Here is a 14,623-nt window from a genome sequence, read left to right as displayed (position 1 = left end):
GGGTGACGACCGTTGGTCGTCACGCTGTTGCGCCGTTACCGCTGCGCTCGCCGAGCACGGCTCGGCGCTACCGGGGCTACCGGGCCGTACGGGCCAATGCCAATCGCAACAGGCGCGCGTTCAAGCGCTCGCCGAAATTCGCCGGCGCTTCAAGCCCCATTCGCTGCAGGTACACCGCATCACCGTCGCCGGCGCGTTGCTTCAACGCCGCCCACACCGTGCGCAGCTTCGCACTGCGTGTCTGCGTGTTGGATTTCAGCCAGCCCAGCGCCTTCACCAGTACCTGCTCCACCTCGGTGAAATCACTGCCCAGCGGATAATCGGGCAAGGTGCCGTCGCTGCGGAACGCAGCCAGTGCGGCGGACAATGCCTGCGGCGTATTGCGCTGCGCGCGCGGATCGACCTGCGCCGCCGTCGCCAGCTTGCGTGCGGCCTTCGCCTGCTGCAGCAATGCGTCCTGGAACGGCTGTTCGGTGATGGCGGCCATCGCCTGCACGCAGTCGGCGTCGGTCAGTCCGCGCAGATCGGCGATGCCATATTCGTTGAGGTACACATCGCGCAGGTGGCGCGCAATGGTGGTGTGCCCATAATTCCAGCGCACGTTGCTTTCGCGCGTGCCCGCATCTTCGCGCGCGGCACGGAACATCAGCACGCTGCGTGCTTCGGGGAGCGCATGCGCCATCGCCACGAAGTTGTACTGGCCGCCCACGCCGGAGACCACGCGGCCGTCTTCCAGCGCATCGGAGACGGCCGCGCCGAGCGCGGTGGCCATCATGCAGGAATTGAAGAAGCGTGCATGGCGGCGCTGCAGCCGCTCCAGTTCTTCATTGCCGCCGTACAGTTGGTTGATCTCACTGATCCGGCGCATGCCGATGGCGCGGCATTCGTCGTCCGGCAGGGTGCGCAGCCATTCGTAGAATTCGGGCGAGCCGAGGTAGAACGCGCCGTGCAGGTACTCGCCTTCGGCGGCCAGCGTGGCGTGGTCGGCGGTGTAGGCGCTGCCGTTGTCCAGCCGCTTCATCAGCACCAGGTCATCGTGCACCTTGCGCTTGATCACCCCACACTGCACCAGCTTGCGGAAGCCTTCGTTGAGCATTTCGCTGCAGCCGTAAAGGCCCTCTTCGAACGGCCCCAATCCACCGATTTCGGCCACCAGCGGATGCGCCGCCAGTTGCGGATCCAGTGCATGCAACACGCGCCGGTACAGCGCGTTGTCGGTATGGCGCAGCACCAATGCGTGGCTGAGCGCATCGGCCAGCGCCCCGATGCCGATCTGCAGGGTGCCGCCGTCGCGCACCAGCGTGCTGGCATACAGGCCGATGGCATGGTCGGCATCGCTGACCGGCTGCCGCGGCAGGCCGAACAGTGCCGGATAGGGGCCGGGCGGGGTGATCACCAGGTCGAAGAAGGTCTCCTCCACCGCCGCACTGCCACCCAGCCAGGGCAGCTGCGGATCCACTTCGGCGATCAGCAGCGGGCGCGGCAGCCCGCGTGCGGCCATCGCATCCAGGGTGTCCTGGGTGATGTCGTTGTTGCACGAAAGCGACAGCCGGCTGCTGCCTTCGCGGCGGGCCACTTTCTGCATGATCGCGTGCGGCGCGCGCTGGGCCACCGCATCGGCGGCGTGGGTGTAGTTCAGGCTGGTGTAGCTGGCCTGCGCCTGCCGCGAACGCAGCAACGCGCCGGACTGCATGTAGAACTCTTCCACCTGCACGTGGTCCGGCAGGGTGTCCGCTGCCATCGCATCGGCATAGGCCAGGCGCACGACGTCCTTGCCGAAATGACGTTCGGCGAACGGTCGCATGAAGCGCGCTTCCAGCCCATCGCCATGCGCCACCGGCGGATTCAGCGACAGCGCGGTGTAGATCTGCAGCGGCCGCGCCGGGTCCTTTTCCACCCGCGCGTACAGCGCGTTGAGCAGCCGGTGCGGCTTGCCCAGCGCCAGTGGCGCCCCGATGCGGATGGACCCCTCAACGCGCGCCAGCAGCCAATCGACGGCACCATCGAGATCGGTCAGGTGGTCGGTCATGCGTGCGGATTCCTTGTACGTCATGCAGGCATTACAGCATGTCCGGCTTGAACGTCATAAGAAGGCGTAAGAAGACCGCCTCGCCCCTGAAGAGCGGTTGGACTTCGAGGGTTGCCGGCCAGGAGAATGAGAAGGGCGTTGCACCGGCGGGTGAGATCAACGCCAGGCGCCGCCCTTGCCGGTTTGATGAGGCCGAGCTGGCTGGTGTTATCTTTACGCTACGACGCCTCTCAACGAGCGATTCCCGATGCTGGATGCTGTGTCAACTTCGCCGCGCGACCTTCCCGCCGGGCGACAACGGGCCGTTGCCATGAAGCAGCTGTCGATGCTGGTGGCCGGCACCTTGTCGCTGGCCGGCTGCGCCACCCATGAGCGCCTGACCGCGCAGGACACGCGCTCGGAAAACGTGGATCACCAGCGGCTGCAGGTGCGCAGGGACGGCGGCGGTACGGGCGCCGTGGAAGCGTATGCACTGCGGCCAACGGAGGGCTATCGCATGCCCCAGCTGCATACCGCCCCGCCGCCGGTGCTGGGCAGCGCGGATCCTCGCCAGGAACTGCCGCCGACGAAAGTCTGCCTGCAGTTGGTGGTGGATGCGGAAGGCAGGGTAGAGCGCAGCCTGCCGCTGGCGGATCGGCCGGAGTGCGAAGCGGGGACTGCGGCGATCAACCTGCCGTTGCTGCAGGCAGCGCAGCAGGCGGTGGCGATGTGGCGGTTCTCGCCTGCCGCGCTCTGTCATTTTCCTGCGGGAAGCGCACCGCGCGATGCCACCGACTGCGACGGCGCCGAGCGGATCGAAGCGGTGCCGGTCAGCCTGCTCTACGCCTTCACCTTCGAAATAGTGAAGGGCCGGCACTACGTCCGTAGCGAAACCGGCGGCTGAGCGCTCAGCCGCCCCCGAGCAGGTTGGCTTTTACCGCGGGCTGCATCAGGCGCGGTTCGGCCAGGGTCGCATCGCGGGCCTGGCGCATGGTCACGAACTCGGCTTCGGTCACGCCTTCGCGGACGTGGATGTTGTGCGCGCGCTGTTCGCTGATGGTGGTCTGGTTGGCGACGTCGCGGCCGCCGGCGCCGTAGTCGTGGCAGACGAAGACGCGCGTCTGTCCTGGCAGTGAAAGCAGGCGCTGGATCGAGCGGTACAACTGCGCCGCATCGCCGCCGGGGAAATCGCAGCGCGCGGTACCGCTGTCGGGCATGAACAGCGAATCGCCCGGGAACAGCGCGTCGTCGATCAGGTAGGCGATGCTGTCGCTGGTGTGGCCGGGCGCGGCGATCACGCGTGCGTCCAGCGTGCCCAGCGCGAAGCGTTCACCGTCGGCGAACAGATGGTCGAAGGCTTCCGGCATCGCCGACAGGTCCAGCGCCAGACGCGGCGCGAAGGTGGCCTGCACCGCGCGGATGCCTTCGCCGATGGCCAGCGTGGCCTGCGGGAAGCGTGCCTTCAACATGCGTCCGGCCGACACATGGTCCGCATGGGCATGGGTTTCCAGCAGCCAGCGCACGTCCAGCTCATTGTCGCGCACGTGGTCCAGCAAAGGCTGCAGCGCCGCATCGGACAGCGTGCCTGAATCGGCGTCGTAGTCCAGCGCGGCATCGATCAGCGCCGCGTGGCGGGTGGCCGGGTCGTGCACCACGTAGCTGAAGGTATGGCTGTCGGGGTGGAAGAACGACTGGACGGGGGCAGGCATGCGGCAACTCCTCAGCGGCGGCCGAGGGCGCTGTTGAGTACCTGCGCCAAGCGTTCGCCGGCGATGCGCAGTTCGCCCTCGGCCACGGGGCGATAGTGTTCGGTGTAGGTGTTGTCCAGCTTGCGCGAGGCCGGGTAAACGCCGCGTTCAACCGCTACCCGGCAGCTGGATTCGGCCCATGCCGCCGCATCCCGGCGCAGGTCCACGCGGCGCGCCAGCGACGGTCGCGGCAACGACTGCAGTACCTTCAGGTAGCCGTCGTCATCCAGCTTGCGCGTGTTGAGCAGGCCGCTGTCCCACAGCGAGTGAAGGTTGGTGCCGCGCCCGTTGAACTGCAGCTGGAAATCGTTGCCACCCTTGTCGTGGCCGTAGCCGGCGTGCATCGGCTGGTGGATGTCACCGACCAGGTGCACCACGAACTTCAGCGCCTGCGTGCGTTCGGCGTCGCTGCGGTTGCGATCGGACAGGATCAGTGTCTGCTGCTTCAGCGCCTCGATCACGCAGTTGCCAGCCGGGCAGTGCTTTGGTGCATCGTAGATGCAGCCGTCTTCGGCCATGTTGATGTAATGCCACTTTGCCGAACGACGTCCCAGATCACGATCGGTGGCGCGCAGCTGGTCGGGCCACGGGGCGATGCCGGACAGGGTGGGATCGGTCTCGCCGGCCAGCAGGCGATCCACTTCGGCGCGCGCCGCTGGAGTAAGGCGGGTTTCCGCAACGCGGCCCACCAGCCGGTGGCCCTGGGCGCCCCAGGCCAGGGCATCGGTGGAAACGAGGGTGAGTGCTGCCAGCAGGGCAGCAGCCGGGATCAGGGAGGAGAATTTCATCCTGCGCATTCTAGCGGGCGCCCCGGGCCTCGGCTTGCCTGGATCTGGCCGGGAACGGCCGCGAACGGCCGCTTCAGCGTCTCGTTGGTGGGTGACGACCGTGGGTCGTCACGCTGTCGGCCAAACGACGGATCAGAACTTGACTACGTAAGACACCCCATAAGCGAGCGGATCGATCTCCACGGTGCCCAGCTTCTGCCCATCAAGCTTTACCTTGCTGTCGATGTCCATCCAACGCAGGTCCACGCGCAGCGCGGCTTTTTCGTTGATCGCGAAGTCCAGGCCGGCATGCGCGGCCAATCCCCAGGAGTCGTCCATCTTCAGCCTGCTGCCTGCCAGCGCGCCGCCGGTCTCTTCGCTGAAGAACGTGGTGTAGTTGATGCCTGCGCCCAGGAACGGCGATACCTTGCCCTGGCTGTTGAAGTGGTACTGCAGGGTCACCACCGGCGGCAGGTGCTTGGTGCTGCCGACCCGGCCGAGCCCGTCGATGTTGATGTCGTGCTTGAACGGCAGTGCGGCCAGCACCTCGATGCCCAGGTTGTCGGCGATGAAGTACTCGCCGGTGATGGTCGGCTTGATGTCGCTGTCCACGTCCACCTTCAGCGTGCCACCGGCCAGCGCCCCGTTGTTGGACTTCGGTGCCACCTGGTGGACGCCGGCGGAGAGCGTCCAGTCGCCCTTGGATTGGGCCATGGCCGGGGCGGCGGCGAGGGACAGGGCGGCGGCCAGGCCGGCCAGCAGGGGAGCGGTGATGCGCATGGTGCGGGTCTCGTTGCGGGGGTGATGGGGCCAGTCTCGGCCGGGCCCGCCTGCGACGCCTTGATCCGGATCAAATCGACCTGGCAGCCCGGCCGCAGGCGGCTTGGCCGCCGGTGGTCAGGACGGTTTGCTAGACTAGTGGGCCTTATCCATCCCGCCGCGTCGCGCGCGGCCGCAGGAGCTCATCAACATGGCAATCAAGGTTGGCATCAACGGTTTCGGTCGCATCGGTCGCAACGTCCTGCGTTCGGCGGTGCTGAACTTCGGCGACGACATCGAAATCGTGGCCATCAACGATCTGCTGGAGCCGGATTACCTGGCCTACATGCTGAAGTACGATTCGGTGCACGGCCGCTTCAAGGCCGACGTGGCCGTGGAAGGTGGCGACCTGCTGGTCAACGGCAGGAAGATCCGCCTGACCCAGGAACGCGACCCGGCCAACCTGAAGTGGGACGAAGCGGGCGTGGACGTGGTGATCGAATCCACCGGCCTGTTCCTGACCAAGGAAACCGCACAGAAGCACATCGACGCAGGTGCCAAAAAGGTGATCCTGTCGGCGCCGTCGAAGGACGACACGCCGATGTTCGTGTTCGGCGTGAACGACAAGACCTACGCCGGCCAGGCGATCGTCTCCAACGCCTCGTGCACCACCAACTGCCTGGCCCCGCTGGCCAAGGTGATCAATGACAAGTGGGGCATCAAGCGTGGCCTGATGACCACCGTGCACGCCGCCACCGCCACCCAGAAGACCGTTGATGGCCCGTCCAACAAGGACTGGCGCGGCGGCCGTGGCATCCTGGAAAACATCATTCCCTCCTCCACCGGTGCGGCCAAGGCCGTCGGCGTGGTGATCCCGGAATTGAACAAGAAGCTGACCGGCATGAGCTTCCGCGTGCCGACCTCGGACGTGTCGGTGGTCGATCTGACCGTCGAGCTGGAAAAGGAAGCCACCTACGCCGAGATCTGCGCCGAAGTGAAGGCGCAGAGCGAAGGCGCGCTGAAGGGCATCCTCGGCTACACCGAAGACAAGGTCGTGGCGACCGATTTCCGCGGTGAAACCCACACCTCGGTGTTCGATGCCGAGGCCGGCATCGCCCTGGACAGCACCTTCGTCAAGCTGGTGTCGTGGTACGACAACGAATGGGGCTACTCCAACAAGTGCCTGGAAATGGTGCGCGTCGTCGCGGCGAAGTGATTCCATCCCGCGTGTGATCCTGCGAACCCCGGCCCCAGCCGGGGTTCGTCGTTTCGCGGGTTGCCCGCTTGGCGGTCGATTCCTGCGGTGCCTGACTTGCCGTAGCATGGCACGGTCCAACGGCGCCATCGGGGCGCGGGCAGCACCAGGAAGCGACTGAATGGAAGCGTTGATTGCACTGCTGGTACTGGTGGCGCTGGCCATCCCGCTGTTGTTGGTGATCGCGCTGGTGATGATTTCCGGACTGCGCCGCCGCGTGGGCGCGCTGGAGCAGGCCCTGCTGGTACGCGATGAGCGCGTGGCAGAACACTCCACGGCGGTCGGCGCAAGCGCGCCGGTTGCCGATGATGCATGGGATCCGGTTCCCGCAATCGCCCCCTGGCCACTGCATGCCCCGCACGCGGAGGCGATCGAGCGCGAAGAGGCGCCGGAGGTCTTCGCCGACGTGTCTGCCGCGGCGCCGCCACCGCTGCCGCGTGAACACCAGGACACCCCGGAACCGCAGCCTGCGCCGGCCCATCAGGCACCGCCGCCGCCGTCCGGCCCGAACCCGGTCGAACGCCTGCTGGCAGGCGCCAAGCGCTGGTTCACCGAAGGCAACGTACCGGTCAAGATCGGCATGCTGGTACTGCTGGCCGGTGTCGCCGCGCTGCTGAAGTACGTCAGCGACCAGGGCCTGCTGGACGTGCCCATCGAGCTGCGCCTGGCTGGCATCACGCTCGGCGCGCTCGGCCTGCTGGTGTTCGGCTGGAAGCAGCGCGGCCAGCGCCGCCTGTTTGCGCTGGCGCTGCAGGGCGGTGCCATCGGTGTGCTGCTGCTCACCACCTTCGCAGCCTTCAAGATCTACGGACTGGTCGATCCTGCGCCGGCGTTCATCGCCAGCATCCTGCTGGTCGCCGGCCTGTGCGTGCTGGCCGTGGTGCAGGAATCACGCACGTTGGCGGTGCTGGGCATCCTGGCCGGCTTCATGGCGCCGCTGTGGCTCTCCACCGGCAGTGGCAACCACGTTGGGCTTTTCAGCTACTACGCGGTGCTCAACGCCGGCATCTTCGCCATTGCCTGGTTCCGTCCGTGGCGCGCGCTGAACCTGCTGGGTTTCGTGTTCACCTTCGGCATCGGAACGGCCTGGGGCGTGCTGCAGTACCGCCCGGAGGACCTGCCCACCACCCAGCCGTTCCTGGCCCTTTTCTTCGCCTTCTACCTGTTGATCCCGCTGCTGTACGCACGGCGCCAGCCGGCGGAAAAACGCGACCTGGTCGATGGCAGCCTTGTATTCGGCACGCCGCTGGTGGCCTTCTCGTTGCAGGCCGCGCTGCTGCATGAGCAGCCGATGCTGCTGGCCGGCATCGCAGTGGGCGTGGCAGCGGTATATGCAGTGCTCGCCCGCGCGCTGATCACGCGTGCGTCCTATCGCGTGCTGGCCCAGTCGCACGCGGTGCTGGCGGTGGGCTTTGCCACGCTGGCGGTGCCGCTGGCGCTGTCGGCACGGGTCACCGGCGCGGTGTTCGCGCTGGAAGGCGCAGGCCTGGTGTGGCTGGGCCTGCGCCAGCAGCGCCGCCTGCCGCAGATCAGTGGCGCGCTGCTGCAGATCGCGGCGGCATTCGCCTTCGTCGCCGGTGCCGACCACTGGGACAGCGATGCGCGCATGTTCCTCAATCCCACTGCGATCGGCGTGCTGCTGCTGGCGCTGGCCGGCTTCGCATCGGCATGGAGCTGCCGCCAGCACGCCCGCGGCAGCATCGCGCTGGTGTACTACCTGTGGGGCCTGATGTGGTGGCTGACCGGGCTGGTCGCCGAGTGCTTCCGTTTCGTGCCCGACCGTCACCAGCCCGATGCGTTGTTGATCATCGCCGCGGTGACCGGTTGGCTGGCGGCCGAGGCCTATCGTCGCCAATCCGCACGCGTGCTGGGGCTGACCACGCTGGCCATGCTCGCCTTCGCTTTCCCGCTGCTGATCGCCCAGGTGGGCACGCACGAGCAGCCGTTGGCCGGCTATGGCGGCCTGGCGTGGGCGCTGATGGCCGTGCTCGGTACGCGTTCGCTGCATGCGCTGCGCCAGGGTGCTGGCCGCGTGGCCGTGGTCGCGCAGTTCCTGTGGTGGCTGCTGTGGCCCTGCGTGCTGTCGCTTGCACTGCAGCAGGTGGCCAGCCGCTTCGGCATGGCCGGCGGTTGGCAGGTGGTGGTGGTGCTGCTGCCGTGGATCGCGCTGGTGGTGGCCACGCTGCATCGCTGGCGCTGGATCAGCCTGCCGCTCGGCACGGCCTTCGATCCCGCCCGCCCGGTACTGCAGAGTGTGCTGTTCGGCCTGCTGGGCTGTGTCTGGCTGTACCTGCACAGCACGCCGGGCCACTCCGATCCACTACCGTGGCTGCCGCTGGTCAACCCTGCCGAACTGGTGCAGTGGGCGATCCTGCTGCTGGCCGCGCGCTGGCTTTACATCGGCCAGGCGCCTGCCGCGCTGGAGCGGATCCGCGTGCCGCTGCTGTCGATCGCTGCTTTCATCGCGGTGACCAGCCTGACCCTGCACGCCGTCCATCATTGGGGCGGGGTGCGCTGGAACGAGGCGCTGCTGGGCTCCAGCCTGGCCCAGACCAGCCTTACCGTGGTCTGGAGCGTGCTCGGCGTGGTCGCCTGGGTATGGGGCTCGCGGCGCGGCCAGCGTGTGTTGTGGACGGTCGGCGCGGTGCTGATGGCGGTGGTGCTGGCCAAGCTGATCCTGGTCGACCGCCAGCATCTGGGCAACCTGCTCGGCATCGCCTCGTTCATCGCCTACGGGCTGTTGTGTACCGTGGTGGGATACTTCGCGCCGGCGCCGCCGCGCCAGCCGCAGACCGTGGAGAACCAAGCATGAAGACGTGGACGGGGCTGTTGTTGGCCCTGCTGGTGGTCCCCACTGCCGCGCACGCGCAGGAACATCGGCAGCAGTATGTCGAGCAGTGGCCGCTGAGTCTTTCCAGCGCGCAGTCCGGTGCCTACCGGATCACCCTGGAGCCGCAGATCTACCGCCGTGCGTGGTCACCGCAACTGGCCGACGTGCAGGTCTACAACGCCGCCGGGCAGGCGCTGCCCTCGGCCCTGCTGGCGCCGGACCAGCCGCTGGCGCAACCGCCGGTGCAGCGTGAACTGCCCTGGTTCGTGCTGCCGCCGCTGGATGCAGGCAGCCGCAACGACCTGCAGTTGCTGACCGAGCGCGACAGTGACGGCCGCGTGCGCCGGGTTGAAGCACGGCTTGGCGCATCGGCGGGGGCGGCGCAGTCTGCGGGCTGGTTGATCGATGCCAGCGTGCTGGGACAGCAACCGCTTGCCGCCGTGATGCTGGACTGGGAAGCGCAGGCTCAACCGCTGCAGGCCACCGTGCAGGTCGATGCCAGCGATGACCTGCGCAACTGGCAGCAGATCGATGCACAGGTGCCGCTGGTGGACCTGCAGCGCGCCGGCAAACGCCTGCTGCAGCGCCGGATCGGCGTGGACCGCAGCGTGCGCTACCTCCGCGTGCTGCCCAACCAGGGCCAGCAGCTGCCTGTGCTGCGTGGCGTGCTGGCAGAACTGCCGCCGGCCGCGGCGACGATTCCGTGGGAGTGGGTCGCGCTGCAGCCGGTGAAGCAGGGCAGCGGCAGCTTCGAGTTCACTCTGGATGGCCGCTACCCGGTGAGCCGCCTGGATGTAGCCACCCCCGACAACAGCCTGGTGCAGTGGACGGCCTTCAGTCGCGATGATCCGGCGGCCGACTGGCAGCGCCGTACCGCGCCATGGGTGGCCTACCAACTGGAGGCCGGCGGCGGCAGTCGCCAGCAGTCCGCGCCGCAATTGTTGTCCGGGGTGACCCGCGATCGGTATTGGAAACTGGTGGCCGATCCGGCCACGACCCCCGCCGTGCCCACCCTGCGCGTGGGTTACCAGCCCGAAGTGCTGGTGTTCCTGAGCCAGGGTGCGGCGCCTTATGCGCTGGCCGTGGGCAGCGCGACGGCGGTGCGCCAGGAGGCGCCGGTGGGGGTGCTGATCGAGGATCTGCGGCAGCGCAATGGACCGGCGTGGCAGCCGACGCTGGCACGTTTCGAAGGCCCGGCAGAGCCGCTGGCCGGCGATGCTGCGCTGCAGGTGCCGCGTGACTGGAAGCGCTGGCTGCTGTGGTCGCTGCTGGTGCTGGGCGTGCTGGTGGTGGGGTGGCTGGCGCTGAGCGTACTGCGGCAGAAGCCGGCTGCTGACAGGCAGTGACGGCCGCCTGATGCTCTGGTGGGTGAGGACCGTTGGTCGTCCTGATTCTTTGGTGGGTGACGACCGTTGGTCGTCACGCAGTTGGCTGGAGAAGAGCGTGACGACCAACGGTCGTCACCCACCACGGCGACGGAGACCCACCACGGCGACGGAGACCCACCACGGCAACGCACACCCACCACGGCAACGGACGGTGGTCACCCAGCGACCGTCACTACCCCAGCGGGGTTTGCGATGCGCCTGCGCAGCCGGGACAATAGTGGGCTGCGCCGCGCGGCGCGTTTCTTCCCCAGAACAGGAATGCCCATGTCCATCGTCCGCATGACCGACCTCGACCTCTCCGGCAAGCGCGTGTTGATCCGGCAGGACCTGAACGTGCCGATCGAGAACGGCCAGATCAGCTCCGAACAGCGCATCACCGCCTCGCTGCCCACGCTGAAGCAGGCGTTGGAGCAGGGCGCGGCGGTAATGGTGACTTCGCACCTGGGGCGTCCGAAAGAGGGCGAGTGGAGCGAGGAAAATTCGCTGCAGCCCGTTGCCCGCCGCCTGTCCGAACTGCTGGGCCGTGACGTGCCGCTGCTGCGCGACTGGGTCGGCGGCGTGGACGTGCAGCCGGGCCAGATCGTGCTGCTGGAAAACTGCCGCATGAACGTAGGCGAGGGCAAGGACGATGAAGCGCTGGCCCGCCAGTATGCGGCGCTGTGCGATGTGTTCGTGATGGATGCCTTCGGTACCGCGCACCGCGCCCAGGCATCGACCCACGGCGTGATCCGTTTCGCCCCGGTCGCGGCCGGTGGCCCGCTGCTGATGGCCGAACTGGATGCGCTGGCCAAGGCCCTGAAGGAACCGGCCAAGCCGTTGCTGGCGATCGTGGCCGGCAGCAAGGTCAGCACCAAACTGGAACTGCTGGCCAGCCTGGTCGGCAAGGTCGACCAGCTGATCGTCGGCGGAGGCATCGCCAACACCTTCATCGCCGCCGCCGGGTACCCGGTCGGCAAGTCGCTGTACGAACCGGACCTGCTGGAAACGGCGAAGAAGATCGTCGCCGATGCCAAGGCGCGCGGTGCGGACATTCCACTGCCCACCGACGTGGTCGTGGCCAAGCAGTTCCTGCCCGATGCAGAAGCCACGGTGAAGGCGGTTGATGCGGTGGCAGAGGATGACCTGATCCTGGATATCGGCCCGCAGACCGCCCAGCAGTACGCCGGGCTGATCAACCAGGCCGGTACCGTGGTCTGGAACGGCCCGGTCGGCGTGTTCGAATTCGAGGCCTTCAGCAAGGGCACCGAAGCGCTGGCGCGTGCCATCGCCGGCTCCAAGGCGTTCTCCATTGCCGGTGGCGGCGACACGCTGGCGGCGGTCGACAAGTTCGATATCGCCGGCGAGGTCAGCTACATCTCCACCGGTGGTGGTGCGTTCCTGGAGTTCCTGGAAGGCAAGCCCCTGCCGGCCGTGGAGGCCCTCGAAGCGCGGGGCGCGTAATGGAGCAGGATCAGTGGGTGACGGCCGTCGGCCATGACGCTGTCGAGGTGCCTGACACGCTGTTCTTCGATCTGGACGGCACCCTGATCGATTCGCAGGTCGGGATTACCCGCTGCATCACCCACGCGTTCGAGCGGATGCAGCATCCGGCGCCTCCGGTGGAGGCGCTGCGCGGCTGGATCGGTCCCTCGCTGCGCACCAGCTTCGGTCCGCTGTTCAACGATGCGGCCAAGGTGGAGCAGGCGGTGGCGTACTACTGCGAACGCTTCGAGGCCGAAGGCTGGCAGGAGCACGCGGTGTTCGACGATATCGAACAGGTGGTGCGTGCGCTGCACGCGCGCGGCCATCGCCTGGCCGTGGTCACCGCGAAGAATGAAGCCCACGCGCGTCGCATCATCGAGCACCTGCCGTTCGGTGCGTGTTTCGACGAGGTCATCGGGGCCACCGCCGATGGCAGCCGCAGCAGCAAACCGCAGCTGGTGGCCGAAGCGCTGTCCCGGCTGTCGCTGCAACCAGGCCAGTGCTGGATGATCGGTGACCGCCGCATGGACATCGAAGGCGCGCGCCACCACGGCCTGCGCAACATCGGCGTGCTGTGGGGTTTCGGCGGTGCCGAAGAGCTGCGCGAGGCCGGCGCCGATGCGCTGGCGGCCTCGCCGGCGGAGTTGCTGACGCTGATCGGCTGATGCCGGGGTATGCGGGGTAGCGCCGAGCCATGCTCGGCGTGATGTGCCCGGCATGGCGGGTCCTGAAGCAGGCCGCGCTGCGCGCTCGCCGAGCATGGCTCGGCGCTACCAGTGGCGCTGTCGGTCATCCATGCTGCCCCGTATTGTCTTGCAGACATCGCGCAGAACCAGACCCCGCAAGGGTGTAACCGCATACATGGGTCGTGAAGGATGTGCTAATTTCCCTGCTTTAACGGGAGCCCCTAAACCATGTTCGAGCGTCAGCGTCGCACCAAGATCCTAGCCACCCTCGGCCCGGCCACCGATCCGCCTGGCATCCTCGAGGAGCTGTTCCGCGCTGGCGTCAACGTGGTGCGCCTGAACTTCAGCCATGGTGATCCGTCCGGCCAGGCAAAGCGTGCCGCCGACGTGCGTGCCGCCGCTGCCCGCGTGGGCGTGGAAGTAGGCATCCTGGCCGACCTGCCGGGCCCGAAGATCCGCATCGAGCGCTTCGCCGACGGCAAGATCCAGCTCAAGGCCGGCGACCGCTTCGACCTGGTGGCCGCCACCAACGTGCCGCCGGGTGACACCACCCAGGTCGGCGTGAGCTACCTCGGCCTGCCGCAGGACGTCGGCCCGGGCGATGTGCTGTTGCTGGATGACGGCCTGATGCAGCTGCAGGTGGTGGAAGTGCAGGGCGAGCGCATCATCAACACCGTGCTCAACGACGGCGTGCTGTCCGACCGCAAGGGCCTGAACAAGCAGGGCGGTGGGCTGTCGCTGGGTGCGCTGACCGAGCGTGACAAAGAGCTGATCGGCATCGTTGCCAAGATCGGCGTGGACTTCATCGCCGTGTCGTTCTGCCGCAACGCGCAGGACATGAATGACGCCCGCGAGATCGCCGAATCGCACGGCTGCTATGCCGCGCTGGTGTCCAAGATCGAGCGCACCGAAGCCATCGAGAACCTGGAAGAGATCGTCGACGCCAGCGATGTGGTGATGGTGGCGCGCGGCGACCTGGGCGTGGAAATCGGCGATGCCGAGCTGCCGGGCCTGCAGAAGAAGATCATCAAGGCCTCGCTGGCGCAGAACAAGGTGGTGATCACCGCCACGCAGATGCTGCAGTCGATGGTCGAAAGCCCTATCCCGACCCGCGCCGAGGTGCTGGACGTGGCCAACTCGGTCATCGACGGTACCGATGCGGTGATGCTGTCGGCGGAAACCGCCGCTGGCGCCTACCCGGTCAAGGCGGTGGAAGCGATGGCGCGCATCTGTCTGGGCGCCGAGCGCCAGTTCCAGACCGAAACCGACTTCGGCGCCTCGCCGCGCAATCTGGAACGTGCCGACCAGGCCATCGCCATGGCCACCATGTTCCTGTCCCAGCACGTCGGCGTGCGCGCGATCGTGGCGATGACCGAATCCGGCGGCACCGCCCGCTACCTGTCGCGTTTCCGTGCCTCCGCGCCGGTCTTCGCGGTGACCCGCCACGACGGCGCCCGCCGCCAGATGGCGTTGATGCGCGACGTGTTCCCGATCAACTTCGACAGCCGTGGCCTGACCCCGCGTGAAGCCGCGCGTGGCAGCATCCGCCTGCTGGCCGAAGCCGGGCTGCTGGCCGCCGGCGACCGCGTGGTCTTCACCAGTGGCGAGCACATGGAAACCCATGGCGCCACCAACACCCTGCGCCTGCTGGAAGTGGGTGCCAACGGCAGCGCCAGCGGACTGGGCGAGCTGTAAGCGAGCCCGGACGGCGCGGCGCAATC

At 67.5% G+C, this 14,623-nt stretch carries 11 protein-coding genes; 7 read left to right on the top strand and 4 right to left on the bottom strand.

What is annotated here, in order from left to right; all coding sequences use genetic code 11:
* Window positions 1–76 precede the first annotated feature (76 nt).
* Window positions 77–2,029, bottom strand: a complete 1,953-nt coding sequence (locus tag CXG43_RS16425) for an acetyl-CoA hydrolase/transferase C-terminal domain-containing protein (RefSeq protein WP_101100961.1) — start codon at window positions 2,027–2,029, stop codon at window positions 77–79.
* Window positions 2,030–2,339: 310 nt separating this feature from the next.
* On the opposite strand from CXG43_RS16425, the gene CXG43_RS16420 reads away from it, so the two are divergent.
* The gene (locus CXG43_RS16420; RefSeq protein WP_101100907.1) at window positions 2,340–2,912 is read left to right on the top strand and encodes a hypothetical protein; all 573 of its coding nucleotides are present in this window, start codon (window positions 2,340–2,342) and stop codon (window positions 2,910–2,912) included.
* 4 nt (window positions 2,913–2,916) lie between these two features.
* Here CXG43_RS16420 and CXG43_RS16415 read toward each other — a convergent pair whose 3' ends face one another.
* From CXG43_RS16415 to CXG43_RS16405, 3 genes are all read right to left on the bottom strand, one after another.
* Window positions 2,917–3,717: an MBL fold metallo-hydrolase gene (locus CXG43_RS16415; protein ID WP_101100905.1), complete on the bottom strand. Its 801-nt coding sequence runs from the start codon at window positions 3,715–3,717 to the stop codon at window positions 2,917–2,919.
* Window positions 3,718–3,728: 11 nt separating this feature from the next.
* The gene (locus CXG43_RS16410; protein ID WP_101100959.1) at window positions 3,729–4,544 is read right to left on the bottom strand and encodes a S1/P1 nuclease; all 816 of its coding nucleotides are present in this window, start codon (window positions 4,542–4,544) and stop codon (window positions 3,729–3,731) included.
* Between the two features lie 132 nt (window positions 4,545–4,676).
* On the bottom strand, window positions 4,677–5,303 hold the full coding sequence (locus tag CXG43_RS16405) for an OmpW family outer membrane protein (protein WP_101100903.1): 627 nt from the start codon (window positions 5,301–5,303) through the stop codon (window positions 4,677–4,679).
* A gap of 190 nt (window positions 5,304–5,493) precedes the next feature.
* On the opposite strand from CXG43_RS16405, the gene gap reads away from it, so the two are divergent.
* The 6 genes from gap to pyk all read left to right on the top strand — a co-directional run bounded on the left by gap (window position 5,494) and on the right by pyk (window position 14,597).
* Window positions 5,494–6,498, top strand: a complete 1,005-nt coding sequence (gap, locus tag CXG43_RS16400; protein ID WP_101100901.1) for a type I glyceraldehyde-3-phosphate dehydrogenase — start codon at window positions 5,494–5,496, stop codon at window positions 6,496–6,498.
* A 160-nt stretch (window positions 6,499–6,658) separates the two neighbouring features.
* Window positions 6,659–9,349 (top strand): DUF2339 domain-containing protein, encoded by a 2,691-nt coding sequence (locus CXG43_RS16395; RefSeq protein ID WP_101100899.1) that lies wholly within the window; start codon window positions 6,659–6,661, stop codon window positions 9,347–9,349.
* On the top strand, window positions 9,346–10,713 hold the full coding sequence (locus CXG43_RS16390) for a DUF3999 domain-containing protein (RefSeq protein WP_101100897.1): 1,368 nt from the start codon (window positions 9,346–9,348) through the stop codon (window positions 10,711–10,713). Before CXG43_RS16395 ends, CXG43_RS16390 begins: the two co-directional genes overlap by 4 nt.
* 306 nt (window positions 10,714–11,019) lie before the next feature.
* Window positions 11,020–12,195 (top strand): phosphoglycerate kinase, encoded by a 1,176-nt coding sequence (locus CXG43_RS16385; protein WP_101100895.1) that lies wholly within the window; start codon window positions 11,020–11,022, stop codon window positions 12,193–12,195.
* Window positions 12,195–12,881, top strand: coding sequence for an HAD hydrolase-like protein (locus CXG43_RS16380; RefSeq protein WP_101100893.1), 687 nt, complete (start codon window positions 12,195–12,197; stop codon window positions 12,879–12,881). Before CXG43_RS16385 ends, CXG43_RS16380 begins: the two co-directional genes overlap by 1 nt.
* Window positions 12,882–13,130: 249 nt before the next feature.
* Window positions 13,131–14,597, top strand: coding sequence for a pyruvate kinase (gene pyk, locus CXG43_RS16375; protein ID WP_101100891.1), 1,467 nt, complete (start codon window positions 13,131–13,133; stop codon window positions 14,595–14,597).
* The last annotated feature ends 26 nt before the right edge of the window (window positions 14,598–14,623 follow it).

The sequence above is a fragment of the Stenotrophomonas sp. Bg11-02 genome (assembly GCF_002836635.1).
In the GTDB taxonomy this organism is placed as follows: Bacteria; Pseudomonadota; Gammaproteobacteria; order Xanthomonadales; family Xanthomonadaceae; genus Stenotrophomonas; species Stenotrophomonas lacuserhaii.
This window is presented reverse-complemented; position numbering and strand designations above follow the sequence as displayed.

Coding starts and splice junctions, on each gene's coding strand:
- CXG43_RS16415 (WP_101100905.1), bottom strand. CDS start 3,717: ATGCCTGCCCCCGTCCAGTCGTTCTTCCACCCCGACAGCCATACCTTC.
- gap (WP_101100901.1), top strand. CDS start 5,494: ATGGCAATCAAGGTTGGCATCAACGGTTTCGGTCGCATCGGTCGCAAC.
- CXG43_RS16385 (WP_101100895.1), top strand. CDS start 11,020: ATGTCCATCGTCCGCATGACCGACCTCGACCTCTCCGGCAAGCGCGTG.
- CXG43_RS16420 (WP_101100907.1), top strand. CDS start 2,340: ATGAAGCAGCTGTCGATGCTGGTGGCCGGCACCTTGTCGCTGGCCGGC.
- CXG43_RS16390 (WP_101100897.1), top strand. CDS start 9,346: ATGAAGACGTGGACGGGGCTGTTGTTGGCCCTGCTGGTGGTCCCCACT.
- CXG43_RS16410 (WP_101100959.1), bottom strand. CDS start 4,544: ATGAAATTCTCCTCCCTGATCCCGGCTGCTGCCCTGCTGGCAGCACTC.
- CXG43_RS16395 (WP_101100899.1), top strand. CDS start 6,659: ATGGAAGCGTTGATTGCACTGCTGGTACTGGTGGCGCTGGCCATCCCG.
- CXG43_RS16380 (WP_101100893.1), top strand. CDS start 12,195: ATGGAGCAGGATCAGTGGGTGACGGCCGTCGGCCATGACGCTGTCGAG.
- pyk (WP_101100891.1), top strand. CDS start 13,131: ATGTTCGAGCGTCAGCGTCGCACCAAGATCCTAGCCACCCTCGGCCCG.
- CXG43_RS16405 (WP_101100903.1), bottom strand. CDS start 5,303: ATGCGCATCACCGCTCCCCTGCTGGCCGGCCTGGCCGCCGCCCTGTCC.
- CXG43_RS16425 (WP_101100961.1), bottom strand. CDS start 2,029: ATGACCGACCACCTGACCGATCTCGATGGTGCCGTCGATTGGCTGCTG.